The organism is Halonotius terrestris (genome assembly GCF_006861665.1).
Classification (GTDB): domain Archaea; phylum Halobacteriota; class Halobacteria; order Halobacteriales; family Haloferacaceae; genus Halonotius; species Halonotius terrestris.
On record NZ_RKLU01000001.1, the window covers coordinates 607,694 to 624,874 of the forward strand.

Annotated in this window: 18 protein-coding genes and 1 pseudogene; 8 read left to right on the forward strand and 11 right to left on the reverse strand. The window is 63.8% G+C overall.

Going from position 1 to position 17,181, the window contains the following annotated elements; translation table 11 throughout:
* Positions 1–118 precede the first annotated feature (118 nt).
* Positions 119–1,114: pseudogene (locus tag EGH24_RS03205) on the reverse strand (radical SAM protein).
* A 162-nt stretch (positions 1,115–1,276) separates the two neighbouring features.
* Between EGH24_RS03205 and EGH24_RS03210 the strand changes: the two are divergent.
* Positions 1,277–1,936, forward strand: a complete 660-nt coding sequence (locus EGH24_RS03210) for a DUF6517 family protein (protein WP_142978718.1) — start codon at positions 1,277–1,279, stop codon at positions 1,934–1,936.
* A gap of 95 nt (positions 1,937–2,031) precedes the next feature.
* Positions 2,032–3,147 (forward strand): DUF373 family protein, encoded by a 1,116-nt coding sequence (locus tag EGH24_RS03215; RefSeq protein ID WP_142978719.1) that lies wholly within the window; start codon positions 2,032–2,034, stop codon positions 3,145–3,147.
* A gap of 22 nt (positions 3,148–3,169) precedes the next feature.
* Here EGH24_RS03215 and pyrE read toward each other — a convergent pair whose 3' ends face one another.
* Both pyrE and EGH24_RS03225 read right to left on the reverse strand, forming a co-directional pair.
* Positions 3,170–3,691 (reverse strand): orotate phosphoribosyltransferase, encoded by a 522-nt coding sequence (pyrE, locus tag EGH24_RS03220; protein WP_142978720.1) that lies wholly within the window; start codon positions 3,689–3,691, stop codon positions 3,170–3,172.
* Between the two features lie 67 nt (positions 3,692–3,758).
* Positions 3,759–4,814: a methyltransferase domain-containing protein gene (locus EGH24_RS03225; RefSeq protein ID WP_185903223.1), complete on the reverse strand. Its 1,056-nt coding sequence runs from the start codon at positions 4,812–4,814 to the stop codon at positions 3,759–3,761.
* Between the two features lie 127 nt (positions 4,815–4,941).
* Between EGH24_RS03225 and EGH24_RS03230 the strand changes: the two genes are divergently transcribed.
* The 3 genes from EGH24_RS03230 to EGH24_RS03240 all read left to right on the forward strand — a co-directional run bounded on the left by EGH24_RS03230 (position 4,942) and on the right by EGH24_RS03240 (position 6,407).
* A complete protein-coding gene (locus EGH24_RS03230) occupies positions 4,942–5,268 on the forward strand; it encodes a DUF5658 family protein (protein ID WP_142978722.1) in 327 nt (108 codons plus the stop codon).
* Between the two features lie 125 nt (positions 5,269–5,393).
* Entirely contained in the window at positions 5,394–5,954 is a 561-nt protein-coding gene (locus EGH24_RS03235; RefSeq protein ID WP_142978723.1) for a TATA-box-binding protein, read from the forward strand.
* Between the two features lie 69 nt (positions 5,955–6,023).
* Positions 6,024–6,407, forward strand: a complete 384-nt coding sequence (locus EGH24_RS03240) for a DUF7473 family protein (protein ID WP_246057878.1) — start codon at positions 6,024–6,026, stop codon at positions 6,405–6,407.
* Positions 6,408–6,439: 32 nt separating this feature from the next.
* Here the strand turns inward: EGH24_RS03240 and EGH24_RS03245 are convergent, their stop codons facing one another.
* On the reverse strand, positions 6,440–7,120 hold the full coding sequence (locus tag EGH24_RS03245) for a class I SAM-dependent methyltransferase (RefSeq protein ID WP_142978724.1): 681 nt from the start codon (positions 7,118–7,120) through the stop codon (positions 6,440–6,442).
* 111 nt (positions 7,121–7,231) lie between these two features.
* On the opposite strand from EGH24_RS03245, the gene EGH24_RS03250 reads away from it, so the two are divergent.
* Complete coding sequence (locus EGH24_RS03250) at positions 7,232–7,696, forward strand: DUF2391 family protein (RefSeq protein WP_142978725.1); 465 nt, start codon at positions 7,232–7,234, stop codon at positions 7,694–7,696.
* A 65-nt stretch (positions 7,697–7,761) separates the two neighbouring features.
* Here EGH24_RS03250 and EGH24_RS03255 read toward each other — a convergent pair whose 3' ends face one another.
* From EGH24_RS03255 to mdh, 4 genes are all read right to left on the reverse strand, one after another.
* Positions 7,762–8,289 carry a magnesium transporter gene (locus tag EGH24_RS03255; RefSeq protein WP_142978798.1) on the reverse strand — a complete coding sequence of 176 codons (528 nt, stop codon included), beginning with the start codon at positions 8,287–8,289 and terminating at the stop codon, positions 7,762–7,764.
* 76 nt (positions 8,290–8,365) lie between these two features.
* The gene (locus tag EGH24_RS03260; protein WP_142978726.1) at positions 8,366–8,938 is read right to left on the reverse strand and encodes a magnesium transporter; all 573 of its coding nucleotides are present in this window, start codon (positions 8,936–8,938) and stop codon (positions 8,366–8,368) included.
* A gap of 93 nt (positions 8,939–9,031) precedes the next feature.
* Positions 9,032–10,240 carry a potassium channel family protein gene (locus tag EGH24_RS03265; protein ID WP_142978727.1) on the reverse strand — a complete coding sequence of 403 codons (1,209 nt, stop codon included), beginning with the start codon at positions 10,238–10,240 and terminating at the stop codon, positions 9,032–9,034.
* A gap of 99 nt (positions 10,241–10,339) precedes the next feature.
* The gene (mdh, locus tag EGH24_RS03270; RefSeq protein ID WP_142978728.1) at positions 10,340–11,254 is read right to left on the reverse strand and encodes a malate dehydrogenase; all 915 of its coding nucleotides are present in this window, start codon (positions 11,252–11,254) and stop codon (positions 10,340–10,342) included.
* Positions 11,255–11,540: 286 nt separating this feature from the next.
* Here mdh and EGH24_RS03275 point away from each other — a divergent pair, with 286 nt between their 5' ends.
* Positions 11,541–12,185, forward strand: a complete 645-nt coding sequence (locus EGH24_RS03275; protein WP_142978729.1) for an Sjogren's syndrome/scleroderma autoantigen 1 family protein — start codon at positions 11,541–11,543, stop codon at positions 12,183–12,185.
* Here EGH24_RS03275 and EGH24_RS03280 read toward each other — a convergent pair.
* Entirely contained in the window at positions 12,182–14,647 is a 2,466-nt protein-coding gene (locus tag EGH24_RS03280) for a DEAD/DEAH box helicase (protein ID WP_142978730.1), read from the reverse strand. The two genes, EGH24_RS03275 and EGH24_RS03280, sit on opposite strands and share 4 nt — an antisense overlap.
* A gap of 145 nt (positions 14,648–14,792) precedes the next feature.
* Positions 14,793–15,512 carry a hypothetical protein gene (locus tag EGH24_RS03285; RefSeq protein WP_142978731.1) on the reverse strand — a complete coding sequence of 240 codons (720 nt, stop codon included), beginning with the start codon at positions 15,510–15,512 and terminating at the stop codon, positions 14,793–14,795.
* Between the two features lie 319 nt (positions 15,513–15,831).
* Between EGH24_RS03285 and EGH24_RS03290 the strand changes: the two genes are divergently transcribed.
* On the forward strand, positions 15,832–16,122 hold the full coding sequence (locus EGH24_RS03290; RefSeq protein WP_142978732.1) for an AbrB/MazE/SpoVT family DNA-binding domain-containing protein: 291 nt from the start codon (positions 15,832–15,834) through the stop codon (positions 16,120–16,122).
* On the opposite strand, the gene EGH24_RS03295 is transcribed toward EGH24_RS03290, so the two are convergent.
* Positions 16,106–17,149, reverse strand: coding sequence for a Brp/Blh family beta-carotene 15,15'-dioxygenase (locus EGH24_RS03295; protein WP_142978733.1), 1,044 nt, complete (start codon positions 17,147–17,149; stop codon positions 16,106–16,108). The two genes, EGH24_RS03290 and EGH24_RS03295, sit on opposite strands and share 17 nt — an antisense overlap.
* Positions 17,150–17,181 lie beyond the last annotated feature (32 nt).

Genomic DNA, 17,181 nt, shown 5'->3' on the forward strand with positions numbered 1-17,181 from the left:
AAGCAAAGCTTCTGGTCGCCCGAAAATCTTCGATTTTCGCAGGCCGCCAGGAGCGTCGGCTGGTCGGATGGCCGATTCACCTGATTGGTTGCTCGTATTTGAATAGCGGCGGTACTGCCTACGCGAGCGGTGTTCGTTCGACAACCGTCCCGTCGACAGTCGGGTACTGCTCGACGATCTCGCCNTCNNTNANGTCNCCNTCNTCGACCATCTCNTCGAGGAGCCACCACGCCANCTCGANGTGGTCGNNNTTNACNGTGTAGAACTCCTCGGGNACNCCGAGNTCTTCGAGTCGAGCTTCCGGCTCCCATGTTTTCCCGTAGACGAGCGTCCCGTCGTCGGTGATTTCGTCGAACTCACGGCCGATGACGCGGGCCATCCGTTTCAGGCGGTTGCGGTGTTGGGCGGCGTCCTTGAAGACGCTCGTACAGAAGTAGACGCGTTCGTGGTCGCCCATCGTTTCGAGGATTTCCTCCTTCGATCCCTCGACGGCGGACATGTGGCCNTCNTNCAGCTCGNANCCNTNCTCCTGCATCCGGCGGTAGTTACCGTCGGACATCTCGAACTCGTTGATGTTACAGAAGTCCGCGGCGCCCTCGTCGAGGAANTCNAGGAACTCCNNNTCNGCNCGGATNCCGGGNATCTCGAANGCGGGNGTNANCCCCTCNTCNCNNGCGATNTNNAGNATNTCCTCCCANTCNGTNCCGTGNAGNTCGCCCCACTGCTCNNNNGGNGGGTGGAAGCGGATCTCGTCGAGACCGGCCTCCGAGAGCCGCCGCATGTTCTCGCGCCCGCCCGTGATACCGGTGTAGAGGTGGGTGTGGTGGTCCTCGCCGAACTCGTCTTTCAGCAGGCGGAGGTAGCGACAGGTCTTCTCCAGCGCCTCCTGNGGNTCNCCNCCCGTGATNGANGTNCCNAGTGCGTCCATCNGNTNNGCNTCCNCGATGANGTCCTCGTCGNNNTCGACNNGNCGNTCGTTNGCNTANNCNTNGGTGACGTTCTTGCGGTTNTCNCCNAGCGGNCAGTAGAANCAGTCNCGCTGGTCNCAGTAGCCGTAGACGAANAGCACCATCTTCCCNCCTTTGGCGCACTGTTCACAGCCTTTGGAGATCATCAGTTGTCTTGTGTATCGCTCCCCGCCACAAAAAGCGTCCGAAACGTCGATAGCGCAACCAAAACCGGTGTCACGACCACTCGATCCTTGGTTTGCTGGTCGCTTCAGACGCCGTCCGTCACCGTCCGTTCTTTTTATCTGGCTTCCAGCCCACTACCTGCTATGGTCCCCACACGCCGTCACCTACTCGCAAGTACCGGCACCCTCGGTATCGCCTCGCTGGCTGGCTGTTCGGCCGTCGATTTCGTCCTCGGCAACGACTCCCTCAGTTTCGAGGCCGCCCGCGCCGTCGTCAACGAAGCGACGCTCTCGGAGAGCCCTTACGCCGAATCGAAGCAGACTTCGGACACCATTACCCGCACGTTCGAGGCAGCGGGTCAGAGCCGCGAGGTCGAAGTCACCAACAAGATCGCGGAGTACGACCGCGGCATCTCGATCCTCGGCCAGGAGTACCGCTGGGCGATGTTCACCGTCCTCTCGACGCCGAAGGTCGAAATCCTCGGCGAGGCGTTCAACCCCGTCGCCGACATGTCGACCGACGAACTCATCGCACTGATTCAGGACCGCTACGACCAGATCGGGAATGTCGAACGCGACAGCACCCGCTCGGTCGAGGTCCTCGGCGAGTCCGTCGAGGTCGTTCGCTACCGCGCCGAGGGACGCTTCACCGAGGCCGACGTGCGACTCGATCTCACCCTGCACATCACCGAGCCGGTCGCTGTTGCCGAAGACTTCGTCGTCTGTTTCGGTGTCCATCCCCGCCAGATCGACGATACGGACGAGATCAATCAACTCCTCGGTGGCGTCGAACACACCGCGTAAGCGACCGCCATTCTTCCCGCCTGCCCGGTTGGCGTTCGCCCACTGTTTTCTCATCCCCAGAAAAGTCTTAACGGGTCGCTCTCGTAGCAACACATGTGCTGCTCGTCCTCTGTGTCGATCTCGATGACGATGTCGGCCGCAAAACCGGTGCCTCGACGCCGGTCGTCGGGGCCGACGCGGTCCGCGAGGCGGCCGTGGATCTCGCCGAATCCGACCCCGAGGACTCCGATCTGAACGTCATGTTTCAGGGGATTTCGACCTACAACGACCTCCGCGAGGAGGGCGACGAGGAGGTCGAAGTCGCTGTCGTCACCGGCGTGGAGGGCAGCGACATCAAAGCCAACCGCGCTATCGGCGACGAGATCGACACCGTGCTGGCGAGCCTCCAGACCGGCGAGGAGGTCCGGGCGATTATCATTACTGACGGTGCCCAAGACGAGTCGGTGATCCCGATCATCCGCTCGCGGATGCCGATCGACGGCGTTCAGCGAGTCGTCGTCCGCCAAGCCCAAAACCTCGAATCGATGTACTACACGATCAAGCAGGTCTTGGCCGACCCCGAAACCCGTGGCACCATCCTCGTCCCGCTGGGCATCCTCTTGCTCATCTACCCGTTCGTCGTCATCGCCGGCGTCTTCGACATCGCTGGCGCGGTCGTCCTCGGGCTGATCTCCGCCCTGCTGGGCCTCTACACGCTGTTCCGCGGTCTCGGCCTCGAAGACACGATCGACACGACGGCCGACCGCGTTCGCAACGGCCTCTACGCCGGCCGGGCGACGCTGATCACCTACGTCGTCGCCTTCGCGCTCGTCGTCGTCGGCGGCGTCCAAGGCCTCGCGTTAATCGAGACAGCCGAGGCAGCGGTCGATGACCCGCTCGCTATCGTAACCGCCGCGGCGGCGTTCGTCCACGGCTCCGTCCAGTGGTTCGCGGCCGCCGGTATCACCAGCAGCCTCGGCCAGGTCACCGACGAGTATCTCGCCGGCCGTTTTCGCTGGCGATACCTCAACGCGCCGTTTTACGTCGTCGCCATCGCCATCGTCCTCTACGGCCTCTCGGGGTTTTTCCTCCCGCCCGCGGAGGGGATCGTCCCGCTCTCGTTGCCGGATCTCGCGGCTGCACTCACCGTCGGGACGTTGCTCGGCGTCCTCAGCACGCTGACCTTCGCGGTTGTCGAATCCCGGTATCCTGCCGAGCCCGACCCGGCCTGAGAATCGCGGTTAGCTACTTCCCTTACTGATCGGCCAGCAGTTCGCTCGCAGTGACGAGCGCGTCGAGTTCCAGATCATGNTCGGCNAGCTTCTCGNNNGCGCCCTCCTCGCGGTCGACGACGACGAGGACGCGGTTCACGACNGCGCCNGCCTCNCGCAGNGCNTCGACGGCNTCGACNGCNGANNNNCCGGTCGTCGCNATNTCNTCGAGNACNACGACCTCCTCGCCCTCCTCCAGCCGGCCTTCGATTCGGTTGCCCGTCCCGTACTCCTTGGCCTGTTTGCGGGCGATGACATAGGGTCGCCCGGTTTCGACGGCTGTCACCGCGACCAGCGGGACCGCGCCGAGGGCGACGCCGGCGAGCTTCGGTTCGTCGATTTCGCCCGCGAAGGCTTCGGCGATGAGTTCCAGACAGCGGGGGTTGGTCTCGAAGAGATACTTGTCGACGTAGTAGTCGCTGGTCCCGCCGTGGGAGAGTTCGAATTCGCCGTACTGCACCGCGTCAGCGTCGCGTAAGGCGTCGATGAGTGCCTGATTGGTCATACGCGCACTCGGCCAGCCGGCGGCTTAAACGAGGTGGATCTCCGCGGTCCCTCGCCGCAGCCGTGCCCTACTCAGCCCGATCAACCAAGACGTGAATGTGCCGCACCAGCGACCCATGCACCCGTCGCTCAAATCGCCGATCGACTGTCCAGCCGGCCTCAACTGCGGCGTCATCCCACGATCGGTCGGCGACGACGACCGCTCGCGGCGCGATCCGCCGGGCTTCGCGTAGCGCGCCGCCAACCAAATCGTCCAACTCGTGGCGGGCGATCTTCGACTGCCGGCCGTAGGGCGCGTCGAACACGACCGTGTCGGCCGCGTCGTCAACGAGCGGGAGCGCGGTCGCGTCGCCGTGGATGATGGTCACGTCACCGTCGAACCCCTCGCCGGATTCCTCGCGCAGTGCTCGCAGATTCTCTCGGCTTCCGCGGGTCATCTTCCACTGGGCGTCAACGCCGATCACGTCGCTACCGACGAGGCCAGCCTCCAGCAGCAGCCCGCCGGTCCCGCACATCGGGTCGACGACCGTCGTTCCCGGTTCGGCTCCCGCGATGTTCACGAGCGCGCGAGCGTCGAGCGGCGCCATACTCCCGGGCTGGACGAACGGCCGGTCTGTGGGTCGTCGCTCGCCGTAGTCTCGCCGGCTCTCGACGGCGAGCCACCCGAGCAGACAGCAGGCGTCGCCGTCGCCAGAGGGAGCTGCGTCGTCCGTGCTGTCCGTGCTGTCCGTGCTGTCCGCGCCACCACCCGCGAACAATACTCGCAATTCGTGGTCGGGCTTGTCGAGATCGACCTCGAAACCACGATCGACGAGGACGCCGCCGAGCCGTCTTTCGGCTGCCTGCGTGCTCACATCCGTCTGGCTTCGTACGTCGCGGGCCCGGACTGCGACCGAGCCCTCGCGGTCGAGGGTCGCCGCGGTGAGTGCGGCTGCGGCAGCCTCGATGTCGGCGTCGGTCGTCGCAACGAGGTCGCTGGCGGCGTGGGTGTAGGCGAGCCGCCGGACGCGGTCGGGATCGATCCCCCGAGCGGTTGCCACCCCACCGGCGATGACCTCGACGGCACTCGCGGCCGCGGCGGCCTCGCAGGCCGCGAAGTCGTCCTCGTCGCCAGCGAGTTCCAGACAGTACACGCCTCGATACAGTCGCAGATCGGGTTTCAGCGTGTCGATCCCGCTGATCGATGAGCAGGGCTGGTCGGCTCAGTGCTTCGGTCGGTGTATTCTTGCCATTCGCCGACAGAGCGGCGGTATGGTGCTGTCGACGACTGAGATCAGCTGGTGGGTCGTCGCCGTGCTCGCTTACGGTGTCGGCGACTACCTGACGACAGTCATCGCGGTCCGGCGGTATTCGGTCGTCGAAGCGAACCCGGTGGTGCGACGACTCCTCTCCCGTGAGCCCGACCCTGTCGGTTTCGCGGTCCTCAAACTCGCCACACTCGGCGTCTGTTTCGCCGGTTTCCTCGCTATCGCCGACAGCCCGATCGCCATCGGTATCCCTGTCGCTATCGCCGTCCTCGGCCTCGCGGTGACGCTGTCGAACCTCCGGGCGATTGCGAACAGCCAGTCCGCGACGTAGCGGCCAGTCGGGTTGAGACGCGTCGGTACTGACAAACCGGCTGACTGAACCGCCGTTCGGCGGCGATCCGACCCGTTGTTCGGGGTACACATTTATACCCAAACCTGTCGAACAGCCAGACAGAAATGACTGACCCCAAAGACACGATCACCATCGAGAACGTCGTGGCCTCGACGGGGATCGAGCAGGAGCTCGACCTCCAGAGCGTGGCGATGGATCTCGACGGGGCCGACTACGACCCCGANCAGTTCCCCGGNCTCGTCTACCGGACGNNNGANCCGAAATCCGCNGCGCTCATCTTCCGCTCNGGNAAGATCGTCTGCACCGGCGCGAANTCNANNGACGCCGTCCACGAAAGCCTCGATATCGTCTTTGGGAAACTCCGCGATCTCAACATTCCGATCGGTGACGACCCCGAAATCACGGTCCAAAACATCGTCACNNNNGCNGACCTCGGCGNNNANCTCAACCTCAACGCCATCGCCATCGGGCTCGGGCTGGAGAACATCGAATACGAACCCGAGCAGTTCCCGGGGCTCGTCTACCGGCTCGACGAGCCGGACGTCGTCGCNCTGCTGTTCGGCTCCGGNAAGCTCGTCATCACGGGCGGGAAANANCCCNNCGACGCGGCGGCGGCCGTCGACGTAATCACCGACCAACTCGCTGATCTCGGCCTGTTGGCCTGAGTCCGAAACAGCTGCTTTTCGGCAGTCGCAAACGACAGATTCGACACCCTCCAGTTCCTCTTTGGTCGTATGGTTGGACTGTCGTCGCTGCTGCCCCTGCAAACCTCGCCGAGCCCGATTTCGGTGTTGGGCACGGTCGGGCTGTTGGCGATCTTTCTCTCGCTGACCGCCCATCTCGCCGCCCGGAACGTCATCGGTGATGTCGCCCCGCTCAAGGCGTTAGGCGTCGGTGTCGGCCCCGCGATCCTCTCGCTGGCGACGCAGCTGTTATCGATTCCGGCTGGGATCGGCGTCGCCGCCGCGCTGCTGGTCGACGGGGTAGCGATTCACTTCCTCTACGGCGAGTCGCCACGGACCAGCGCGTACATCACCGCGATCCACGCGATCATCACGATCATCCTCGGGGCCGTTCTCACCGGTGTCGTCGCGCTGTTCGTGAGCGCGCCCGGCTGATCGCTTGCTGCCGACTTCCGGTTCGCTGTCGCCTACGGTTTCACACCGACCGTCAGCAACGTCCCCCACGTCCGGTAGCGATCGACCATCGCCGCCCGCGTTTCCCAGTCGTCGGTCGGAAACGCTTCCGCTGGCGGAATCTCGATTTCGCGGTCGGCGATGGTGTCCTGTTCGGCGACGTGTAAGCCGGCTTCCCGGAACGCCTCGCGGTATTCACGGCGGTTCCATCGCGTCATCTCGATAGCGATGTTGTCCTGCCACTCGTGGCTCGCTTCGTTTTCCTCGTAGTAGTTGACCGCGCAGTAGAACGTCCCGCCCGGCCGGAGAATCCGTTTGATTTCTTCGAGCGTATGAATCGGGTCGCGGGCGTAGTAGAACGCCTCCATCGAGAAGACGTGATCGACGCTCTCGTCGGCAAACGGCAGCGCGTCGAAGTCGCCGACGAGGAAGCCGACCGCGTCGTCGTCGGTGTAGTCGGCGGCGTTGCGCGCCATCTCCGGCGCGCCGTCGAGGCCGTAGCCGCGGCCGATGCCGGCAGTCTCCCGCAGGGCTCGTAGCGCGTAGCCGCTGCCCGTCCCGAGATCGACGACCGTGTCGCCGGCTTCGACCGGCATCCGTGCGAGGGCGTGTTTGGTAGTGTGCCAGTGGCGATCCTCCATGCCCTTATCCCGTCCCTCGGCGGCCCAACTGTCGAACTCCTCGCTCGCGCTCATGGGTGGGCCTTCGCCGCGAGCCCCTAAACACGTCCTCTTTGTCGCTGGCCGCGGGGAGTCGGCACCCATTCTGACCTTCGATTTTATACGCTCGTCGCCCGTCACTCCGGTATGCGCCCGCGTCCCCGGTTTTCGACCGGCCCGCTGCGGCTCCGCCGGCGGTTCCGACTCGCCGACTCCGCCCAACAGCTCGTCGGCGGTTTTCTGCTGGCTGGCCCGTTCGTCGTCACCGAGGAGGTCTGGGTGTTGGCGGCGAGTATGAGCCAACTCCAGGCCGCGCTCAACGTCATTCTCGTCTCGCTGATCGGCTACGGCGCGCTCTACCGGGCGGATACGAAACGCGACCCCGAGGTCGAACAGCAGGTCGCCGGGGTGCCGATCCGGTTCATTTCGTTGATGGTCGTCTCCTTCGGCTCGGTCGCGATCCTCGCCGCCGTCTTCGACGCGCCGGCGACGTTCATCGGCGCGCCACCCGCGGTCCCGCTCGGCGAGGTCGCCACCGTGACGTTCCGGGCGATCAGCGTCGGTGCGGTCTTCAGCGTCGTCGGCGCGGCCACCGCTGACAGCGTGTTCTGACCCCGATTTCCTTCCGCCGCAACGAACCGGCTCACACTACGGCGACGACAACGCCGACCACCGACTCACACCACGACGACGACAACGCCGAACAGGAGCAACACGCCGGTGATGTCACAGAGGTTGGTCACGACCGGGATCGTCGTATCGTCGGGGTTGTACCCTAGCCGGTAGGCGACCTGCACCGACACGAGGCTCAACACGACGACCAGCCCCGCCAACAGCAGGCCGCTGACAAGCGAGATCGTCAACACCTCCGGCAGCGTGAGCACGCCGCCCAGTGCCTGTCCGATGGCCCACGCCGCAACGCCGACGATGCCGAAAACTGTCCCCGCGAGGCCGAAGACCGCCGCCGTGTTGGCTCGGACGACCGAGTTCGTCGGACTGAGTTCGAACGTCCCCAGATAGAGTTGGGTCGAGACCCGCGAGCACATGATCGACGCGAGGTTGCCCGCGGTGCCGATCTGGACCGGGACAAGGACCAACAGCGCGGGGTTGGCCACCAGCGTCGACTCGAACGTTTCGAGGACGCTCCCGGAAACCATCTGCAGCACCGACAGCGTCGCCAACAGCGGCACCATCGTCCGCACCATCCGGCCGATAGACCACTCGGCGGTGAACTGCTGGCTCACGGGCTCACCTCCGATAGCCACACAGCAGTCGACAGCATCACAGTATCACGTCCATCAACTCGATACCGACCAATAGGAACACGACACCGAATACATCACCCAGCGTCGTCACGACCGGGCCGATGAGATTGTCCGGATCGAGTCCGCGGCGGTAGCCGACGATGATCACCGTCACCAACACCGACAGCATCAGGATCGCGCTCAACAACCCGGCGATGAGCATGATCCCGACGAGCTGGAGGAGGCTTCCGGCTTGGCCCGTCAACTGCAGGATCAGAAAGGCGACGACCGCGATGAACGTCGAGACGACCATCCCGTTGATGAAGGAGGCGGCGATGGCGTTCGACAGCGGCGTGGTGAGCTCGAACTTCGGCTCGATAACACCCTGATGGAGCCCGCTCGACAGCCGCGCGCCGAGCGAGCCGTAGACGCCGCCGCGGGTCGCCAGAAACGCCGGCAGCAACAGCAACAGGCCGGGGACCTCCGCGATCCCGGCGCGCATCGTCTCGCTGCCGAGGACCGTCCCCGCGAACAGCCCCGCGATGAGACTGATGAGGATGACTGGCAAGGCCTCCCGGTAGATATCCTTGGCCGTGTCCTGTCGCTGCATTCGTTCGGATGTGGTGCTGCCAGCACCAAAAGCCTCGCCAGTCGGTTGCTGGCCGGCCGCCTACGCCTCTGCCATCGACTGGTGCCCGCCAGCCTACGCCTCCGCCATCGACTCGAACGCCTCGCCGGCGGTTCGTGTCCCCTTGGCGATGAGGCTGTCGCCACCCTGAATCACGACGTCGGTGTCGCCAACGAGCAGCCATCCTTCCTCCGGCCGCCGGATCGCAATGATCGACATCGTCGCGTCCGCATCGGGAATCCCGTTGGTCACGCTCGTCCCGTCGAGTTCGCTCCCCGCGGCGACTTCCGTCCGGCTGATGATCTCGTCGCTCTCCTTGACGGCGAGGTGAACGACTGGGTGGACGGTGAGCTGGCGGATGACGCCCTCGCTGATGTCGAGAGCGGCGTCGCTGATGACCTCGGTGCTGGTGCCGAGGTGGATGAGCCCGCGGAGGCTGACTGGGTCTTCGGCGTCGGCGGCGGCCTCCAGCACCCACGCCTCGAAGCGGGATTCGAGGTTGTCGACCTCGACTTCGAGGTTGCGGACCTCCTCGGCCAACTCTACGTCGTCGAACAGCACGCTGCTGTAGGCGAGATCGACCGCCAGCTCAGAGAGGTTCTTCATGTGGACGATGGTGTCGACAGCGCGTTCGAGGTCGTCGATGGCCGGCGTTTCCGTCACTGCGGGCTCGTAGCTCTCGCCGGTCAACTCGTTGTAGACGCCTTCCATCTCGGATTCCGGGCCCCGCAGGAGGGCGATATCATCGGTCGTGATCTCGGTTTCCCGGCCGGGGTTGAGCAGCCAGTCCTCGCCGCGGCGGAGCGCGATCACCCGGACGCCCGTTTCGGATTCGAGGTCGATGTCGCCGAGCGTCCGGCCGGCGTAGTCCGAGTCGGGATCGACGACGCCCCTGACCAGCGTTTCGACCGCTTCGGGGAGGGCCGCCCGCATCGCGTCCGGGAGGCCGATCTCCTCGCGGACGATCTTGGCGATGTCGCCGGCGGCGTCGCTGATCTGGTCGGTCGCGGTGACGATGCTCAACACGGGCGCGAGCTGTTCGGCGTCGTCGGGGCTCCGGGCGGCCATCAGCAGGCTCATCTGGGCCCGGAGTTCGAGAATCCCCATCCGGTGTTCCAGTTGGATCACCTCGTCGGCGAGCGCGTCGCTTTGGTGTAACACCGCCGAGTAGGCGAGATCGATCATCAGCTCCGCGGTGTCTTTCATCTCGACGAGGAGGTCCTTGACGCTCACGGGCTCGTATTTGATCGGCGTCGATGACACCTCGCCCGCTGGCAGCTTCATACCTGATTTCGGACGCCCGGCTACAAAAGGGTTCACGGCAACCCTCGCCGCGGTCGCCCCCGCGTCGTCGGCGCGCGCTTCCGTTGGTCGTTTTCTCAGTCAGGCGATCTCGTCGTACTGCCCGGCCAGCTTCTCGGCGGCTCCGGCCATCAACTCCGTCTCGTAGTCCTCAAGGTCCCATTCGACGATCTCCTCGACGCCGTCGCTACCGAGTTTCGCGGGCACGCCGAAGGCGGTATCGTTGTGGCCGAACTCGCCGTCGAGGACGACCGAGCAGGGCAACACTTCGCCCGTATCGTTCAAGATGGCCTCAACGGTGTGGGCGACGCCGGTCGCCGGCCCCCATTGGGTCGCCCCTTTTCGCTCGATCACATCCATCGCCGACTGCTGGAGGGCGGCGAGGATGTCGTCTTTCTCGCCGCCNTCGAANNCGGGNTCGCGCCCGTCGACGCGGACCTTCGAGAAGGCGGGAACCTGCGCGTCGCCGTGCTCGCCGAGGATGGTCGCCTCGACGTTCTTCACGGGGACGTCGAACCGCTCGGAGAGGACGTAGCGGAACCGCGCGGAGTCGAGGCGGCCGCCGAAGCCGATGACCTCGTGGCGGTCGCGGTCACCCGCCTCGTACAGGTGGCGGTTGAGCAGNTCGACCGGGTTCGAGGTNGTGACGGNGATGAANTCNTCGTTGTGTTCGGCCAGCGACGCGCCGATGTCCTCCATGATCGGCGCGTTGTCCGCGGCGAGATCGAGCCGGCTGTCGCCGGGCGAGCGGGGGATGCCCGCCGTGATGACGACAACGTCGGAGCCGGCGGTGTCGGCGTAGGAGCCCTGCCGAACGACCGTGTTGGAGTCGTAGGCGATCCCGTGGTTCGTGTCGGCGGCTTGCCCGACCGTTTCGTCCTCCTTGTCGGGGATATCGACGAAGACGAGTTCGTCGACGACATCCCGCAGTGCGAGGTTGTACCCAGTCGCCGCGCCGACGGTGCCCGCGGCACCGACGATTGACACTTTTGTCATACGTTACCATCTGTCTGGATTTCGAGTAAGCGTTTCGGTGATTTCACTCCTGATGGTTAGAGCCGATCAGCCGCATTCCTGGCGGACTGAAAGGGCGAGACGCGGTCGGCGAACCCGGCCGACACAAGCACTGCAGGAGCGAACGCAGTGAGCGACGAAGCGCGCAGCGAGGCCCGGGAGTCGAGCGCGTCGAGGGCTTTCTATACGTATTCGCAGCCATCACCCGCTATTCGCACACTCTCGTTGAGCCGCTGTGTTTTTCCGGGTACCACTCCTTCTTCCGGGTATGAGCGACTTCGATAAGGAAGCCGAACGCGAGAAGCTCCGGAAGAAGTACGCCGACGACGAGGCCAAGCGGGCCGACACGAAGCGGATGAGTGAACTCCTGCTGAAGGGGGCGACGATGACGAACCAGCACTGCGATGCTTGCGGCGACCCGCTCTTCCGCCACAACGGCCAGACGTTCTGTGCGAGCTGTCAGGCCAACGGCCAGCAGCCGGCCGAACAGGCCGACGGGTCACAGCAGCCCGCTGCCGAGCAGTCGGCTGACGCTGACCAGTCACAGCCTGCGAACGGCGAGGCGACTCCCGAACAGTCGGCTCCCAGCAACACGCCGCAGTCGACGCAGTCCACGCCGAATCAGCCCGCGACGAACGGCCAGCCGACGCAGCCCGAAACTCAGCCTACTACCAACACGTCACAGTCGCCGGCCGCGCCGTCGTCGCAATCGCCGCCACAGCCGTCGCAGCCATCTTCGCCACCGGCAACCGCTGGCGGCAACGGACTCAGCGACGCGCGGCAGTCGCTTGCGGCCACAGTCACGCGGTTCTCCCAGCGTGCGGCCGAGACCGATGACCCGCGTCGTGCCAAGGAACTGCTGTCGGCCGCCCGCGAGGCCGCCGAGACGCTGCGCGCGCTCGAATTCAACTAAGGCTCGTACTCGTCGCCGACGACTTCCCGAATCTTCTCTGCGGTCACCTCGCCGACGCCGCTTACCTCCTGTAGATCGTCCTCTCGTGCGGTCATCACGGCCTCGACGGTGCCGAAGTGTTCTAGCAGCGACCGGGCCGTCACGGGGCCGATATCGGCGATCGAGGCGACGACGTACTCCTGCTGTTCGGCGGTCGTTTTCGCGCTCTTCTCGCCGTGGACCGAGACCTCCCGATCGCGGGTTTCCTGCTCGCGTCGGGCGATCGTCTCCAGCAACTCGGCGGTCTCGCTTTCGTCGTCAGTCCGGAGGATACTCGCGTTGAAATCGACCGCGAGACTCGACAGCGCGCCGCGGATNGCGTTCGGGTGGACGTTGCGCNNNCCGTAGAGGTCNTCNCCCTCGACGACGACGACCGGTCGGGCGTAGCTACGGACGGCGTCGCCAACCTGCTCGAACATCGAGCGGTCCTCGCCGAGCAGCGTGTCGAGGAAGTCCNCGACNNNNTTCCGCTCGACGNCGACNCGNTCNGAGAGNACGTAGTCGCCGACCGCCAGCGTTTCGAGCCGGGTCGTGATCCCCTCGCGCTTCGAGAGGTCGCGGGCGACCGTCGATTCCAACTCGCGTTGGTCGGCGACGATTTCGACCTCGTCGGTGTCGGTGCCGGCGTTGGCAACGATTGCGTCCTCGTCGTCGCTGGTGTCGGTGTTATCGCGCTCCTCGCTCTGGCCCGCCGGTTCTTCCTCCGTCTCGTCTGGCTCGTCTTCCTCCTCAGCTTCGCCGAAATCCGCTAAGCCGGGCTGGCTCTCGGCGTCGCTGCCGCCGTTTGTCGCTGCTGATGGGGCGGCTCCGTCGCTCGCGTCGCTGGCCTCGCCGTCGAATTGATCGAGCGCGGACTGATCGTCGTCTAACTCCTCTTCGACTTCGTCGGCGACGCCCTTCAGTTTCCGAAGCTCCGACTCCATCTGTTTCTCCTTGCGGCGGGCGATCCAGAAGTACGCCTCGTCGCGGGTGTCGTTGGCCAGCAGGACGACGACGCGGCCGGTCGTCTGCCGACCAGTCCGCCCTTTCCGCTGGATCGACCGGATCGCCGTCGGCACCGGCTCGTAGAAGAGAACGAGATCGACTTCCGGTACGTCAAGCCCTTCCTCGGCGACTGAGGTCGAGACCAGTACGTCAAATTCGTTGTTGCGGAACCGATCCAGCGTTTCTTGCTGTTCGGTTTGGGTCATTCCGTCGGAGCCCTCCTTGTCGCCTTGGCCGACGAACCGCTCGGTGTCGAAATGTTGGCTGAGGAATTCGGTCAGGGCTTCAGCGGTGTCCCGCGACTCGGTAAAGACGATCACGCGCTCGCCGTCGTTGATGCCCAGCGTCTCGGCCAGCAGGATTCGCGTCTGGGAGAATTTGGGATGGCGTTCGTCGAAGCGCTCGATTTTGCGCATCGCCTCGCGGACTTTCGGCTCGGCGACGAGTCGCTGGCTGGCCTTCGAGGCCCCCGAACTCTCGGCGGCGTTGCGCTGGCGTTCGAAATACCGTCGGACGGATTCGACGCTCTGGGTTTCGACGAGCGTGACCGCCCGCCGGAGCTTCATGATCTCGGCGTGCGTTGACATCCCTTGATACCCCTCCGACTGGTCGTTATCCATCAGTTTCCGAAGTTCCGCGCTGATCTTGTTGAGCTGTTTCTGGGAGATGTCGGGGCTCGTCGCTTTGGTGACGCCGAGTTCGCGCAGTTGTTCGAGGCGATCCGAAATTACCTCGTTGAGGCCGTCCCGAATATCGAGCAGCTCCTGCGGGAGATCGATTCGTTTCCACTCGACATCGGTGTCGTGAGTGAACTCGTCAACGTCGGCGTCGTCCTCGGTCATCACTTCGACGCCGTCGAGCCCGAGGTTTTCGCAGATGATTTCAATGTCTTCCTTCGTGCCGCCCGGCGACGCGCTCATCGCCGTCACGAGCGGCTGGTCGGCGTCGGCGTGGTANCGNTCGGCGATGTAGNNGTANGCGTAGTCGCCGGTNGCGCGGTGACACTCGTCGAAGGTGAGATGTGTCACGTCGGCGAGCGAGATGCGGTTGCCGACGAGGTCGTTCTCGATGACCTGCGGGGTCGCCATGACGATCCGCGCCGACTCCCAGAGGTCGGCACGGTCGTCGGGTCGCACGTCGCCGGTGAAGACGACGATCTCGTCGTCNGGAACNTCGAGCGCGTNGCGGTAGAANTCNGCGTGCTGCTGGACGAGCGGTTTCGTCGGCGCGAGCANNAGGGNGGTGCCGCCGGCTTCCTGCAGGCGTTCGGCCGTCACCAGCAGGCTGACGGTCGTTTTCCCGAGTCCGGTCGGCAGACAGACGAGCGTGTGGCCCTGTTTCGCGGCGTCGGCCAACTGGAGTTGGTAGAGCCGCCGCTCGATGAACTCCTCGGCGAGCAGCGGATGCTCGATGTAGCCAACGTCCTCGGTGGCCGCCATTGGTTGCGGTTAGGAAGCGTCGCGGTTAAGCGTTCGCCGAGCAGGGTGGAAGTAGAGTAGTGGTGTTCGAATAAATCGCTCAGTGCTGTAACTACATATAGAAGAATTATCACTAATTCAGACCAAAATGACCATTTTTTGTTATTTAAATCCGATCAAGCAGCTTCCAAATATATCTTCCAAGTTTAGTTGACCAGTCTGGGTTCACTGGAGTAGGATTGATAACGTCTACTTCTTCATGAAGCACCAATCGTTCACCCACGCCCCAGTGATGCGCTTCTCCTAATATAATACAAGCAGAGTCCACATCATCAGTGCGAGATAGTATTGAACTCGCCATGGCGTCTTCCCGCCGGGAGTTTACCACATAGAGCATTATCAAGAACAACACGAAAGTTGTCAAAAGGAGCACCAGCGTCGACACGTAAATCGCATCAAAAAGAGAATAGTATCTTGATGCGAATAATGGGACTGCAACAAGTGGCCCCCAATTAACGGCTGCCCACTGCAATGGATTCTCGTAGACTGGGAGGGCAGGATGCACTAAATCTATCTCTTGAATCTCTGCCCCATGTTCAGTTTTAATTCGTTGCATGATGTCTTTATCACGACCTTTTGATCCTCCACTGACTATTGAGAGAACCAACCCCCCGATAGGATAAATTAGAAGCACAAGGAATGCGGCTCCAAGCGCAATCAATGGTGCTCGTGGAAACAGGTGGGTGATCTCTCGTATCTGTCCAGTCTGTGTTGCTTCGCCGGCTTCACCGAAGACAACATCTGGTGATTCAAGATGTTGGTTGATTGCGTCAACACGCCTCCTAACCTCGTCAATGTGTGTTCCAGAGGAGATGAATACCTGCATTTATCGGATGAAATGATGGCATAAAATAAAATTGCTCCGACAGTCTGGAGTCTATATTATTGGAAATCAATCAGTTAGTAGAATTTCATTTCCCGAACTTCTGGTAGAAAGCCCTCGGTACTCTCGACTCCCGCGGCTCGTTGCGCGCTTCGTCGCTCGCAGTGCTCGCTCCTGCAGTGCTTACGTCGCCGGGGTTCGTCGAGAGTACCTCGCCCTTTCAGTCCGCCAGGAATGCGGCTGGTTGGTCGGCTGACCCAGCTACTTGACGGTTTGTTTGTCCAACCAAACAGCTATTCTCGTTCCGTTCGTTGATTCGGATATGCCAACGGTCGATTCCGAGGGTCGGATTCGAATCCCCGAGGAGATCCGTGATTCTCTCGATCTCACTCCCGGAACCGAGGTGACGATTCGCCACGTTGACGACACCGTCGTTGTTGAAACAGGGCCGCCACCGGAGCGGATTCTCGACCGGATGGAGACGTTGTTCGATGAGATTTCTGCCGATCCAGAGCCGACACCGCGAGGCGAACTCGACGCACAGTCACGGTCGCATCTCGACGCGATTCAGAGCGGTGCTGCCTCGGGCAAAACCGCTACTGACGATCAGTAATCCCCGAGTCTCCGTACTGCTGTCGATCCATCCACGTCACCACGGCGACGTGCGGCAGCGTCAACACGGCGATGCCGACGAGATAGATCGCCAGCAACGCGTTCAGCGAGCCGTCGGTCGGCACCCAGACGTACAGCCCGGCAAACAGCGCGAGCGACGCGACCGTCAGTGGTGCGGCATCCCGATAAAATCGCCAGAGCACGGTCGGCCACTCGCCGGCGTCAAGTGCGTCCCGCGCGGCCGGATCGACGATTGCCAGCCGACCAATGTGTCGAACCGAGTGCCAGATCGCGAAGTAGAGCCCGACCGCAAACACCGGCGGCACGAGCCAAAAGAACACCCACAACACCCCGATTTCCACTGCGTCCCACGCGATCCCCGCCGCGGATATGTCACCGCCCCACACATGGCGAGCCGTCCACAGCAGGCTGCTGAGGGTGAATACCCCGAATCCGACCCCCAGCGCGAGCCGCGTGTCCAGCCGAAACAGGGGGGCTAGCGCGGCTGTCGCCGCCGGATCGAACAACGCGATGATGCCGTTGACGACACGTCGGTAGCCTTCGGGCTGGCCGAGCAGCGGCACCAACATCGGCAGCCCACCGCGGACGACCAGCGACGCCCAGCGGTCGCTCCGTGTCCGGATGTGTGCGGCCTCGCCGAACGCCCGCAGCGCGAAGGCGTCGCCCTGTCCCCAGTGGAACCACGTCATCCCGATGAACGCCAGCAGTGCGACCGCCGGCGAGACGGCCCAAACTACGAGATACAACCCGCCCAGGATGGCGTAGACGACGCTGACGACCGTTAGCGACCGTTTCAGCGAAGCGTCGCCGAGCCGAAGCGGCATCAGGTGGTCGACCGCGCCGTGGGGCAGGCCGAACAGCCCGACGCTCACGACGAACGGCGCAAAACGAACCGCTTGCGGGAGGTCGTCGACGACGAACCCGAAGGGAATCGCCAGCGCGATCACGGCGACTGGCAGTGTCATCGTCAGTTGGCCGACAGCCGACGTGCGGGGCCACGTGTCCATAGTTTGAGTGAGCAATCGCCGCGGTCGCTGCG

Excerpts from the sequence above, each read along its gene's own strand:
- EGH24_RS03275 (WP_142978729.1), top strand. The coding sequence starts at position 11,541 with ATGAGCGACTTCGATAAGGAAGCCGAACGCGAGAAGCTCCGGAAGAAG.
- EGH24_RS03295 (WP_142978733.1), bottom strand. The coding sequence starts at position 17,149 with ATGGACACGTGGCCCCGCACGTCGGCTGTCGGCCAACTGACGATGACA.
- EGH24_RS03240 (WP_246057878.1), top strand. The coding sequence starts at position 6,024 with ATGGTTGGACTGTCGTCGCTGCTGCCCCTGCAAACCTCGCCGAGCCCG.
- EGH24_RS03250 (WP_142978725.1), top strand. The coding sequence starts at position 7,232 with ATGCGCCCGCGTCCCCGGTTTTCGACCGGCCCGCTGCGGCTCCGCCGG.
- EGH24_RS03245 (WP_142978724.1), bottom strand. The coding sequence starts at position 7,120 with ATGAGCGCGAGCGAGGAGTTCGACAGTTGGGCCGCCGAGGGACGGGAT.
- EGH24_RS03265 (WP_142978727.1), bottom strand. The coding sequence starts at position 10,240 with ATGAAGCTGCCAGCGGGCGAGGTGTCATCGACGCCGATCAAATACGAG.
- EGH24_RS03285 (WP_142978731.1), bottom strand. The coding sequence starts at position 15,512 with ATGCAGGTATTCATCTCCTCTGGAACACACATTGACGAGGTTAGGAGG.
- EGH24_RS03260 (WP_142978726.1), bottom strand. The coding sequence starts at position 8,938 with ATGCAGCGACAGGACACGGCCAAGGATATCTACCGGGAGGCCTTGCCA.
- EGH24_RS03230 (WP_142978722.1), top strand. The coding sequence starts at position 4,942 with ATGGTGCTGTCGACGACTGAGATCAGCTGGTGGGTCGTCGCCGTGCTC.
- EGH24_RS03290 (WP_142978732.1), top strand. The coding sequence starts at position 15,832 with ATGCCAACGGTCGATTCCGAGGGTCGGATTCGAATCCCCGAGGAGATC.
- EGH24_RS03210 (WP_142978718.1), top strand. The coding sequence starts at position 1,277 with ATGGTCCCCACACGCCGTCACCTACTCGCAAGTACCGGCACCCTCGGT.
- EGH24_RS03255 (WP_142978798.1), bottom strand. The coding sequence starts at position 8,289 with ATGGTGCGGACGATGGTGCCGCTGTTGGCGACGCTGTCGGTGCTGCAG.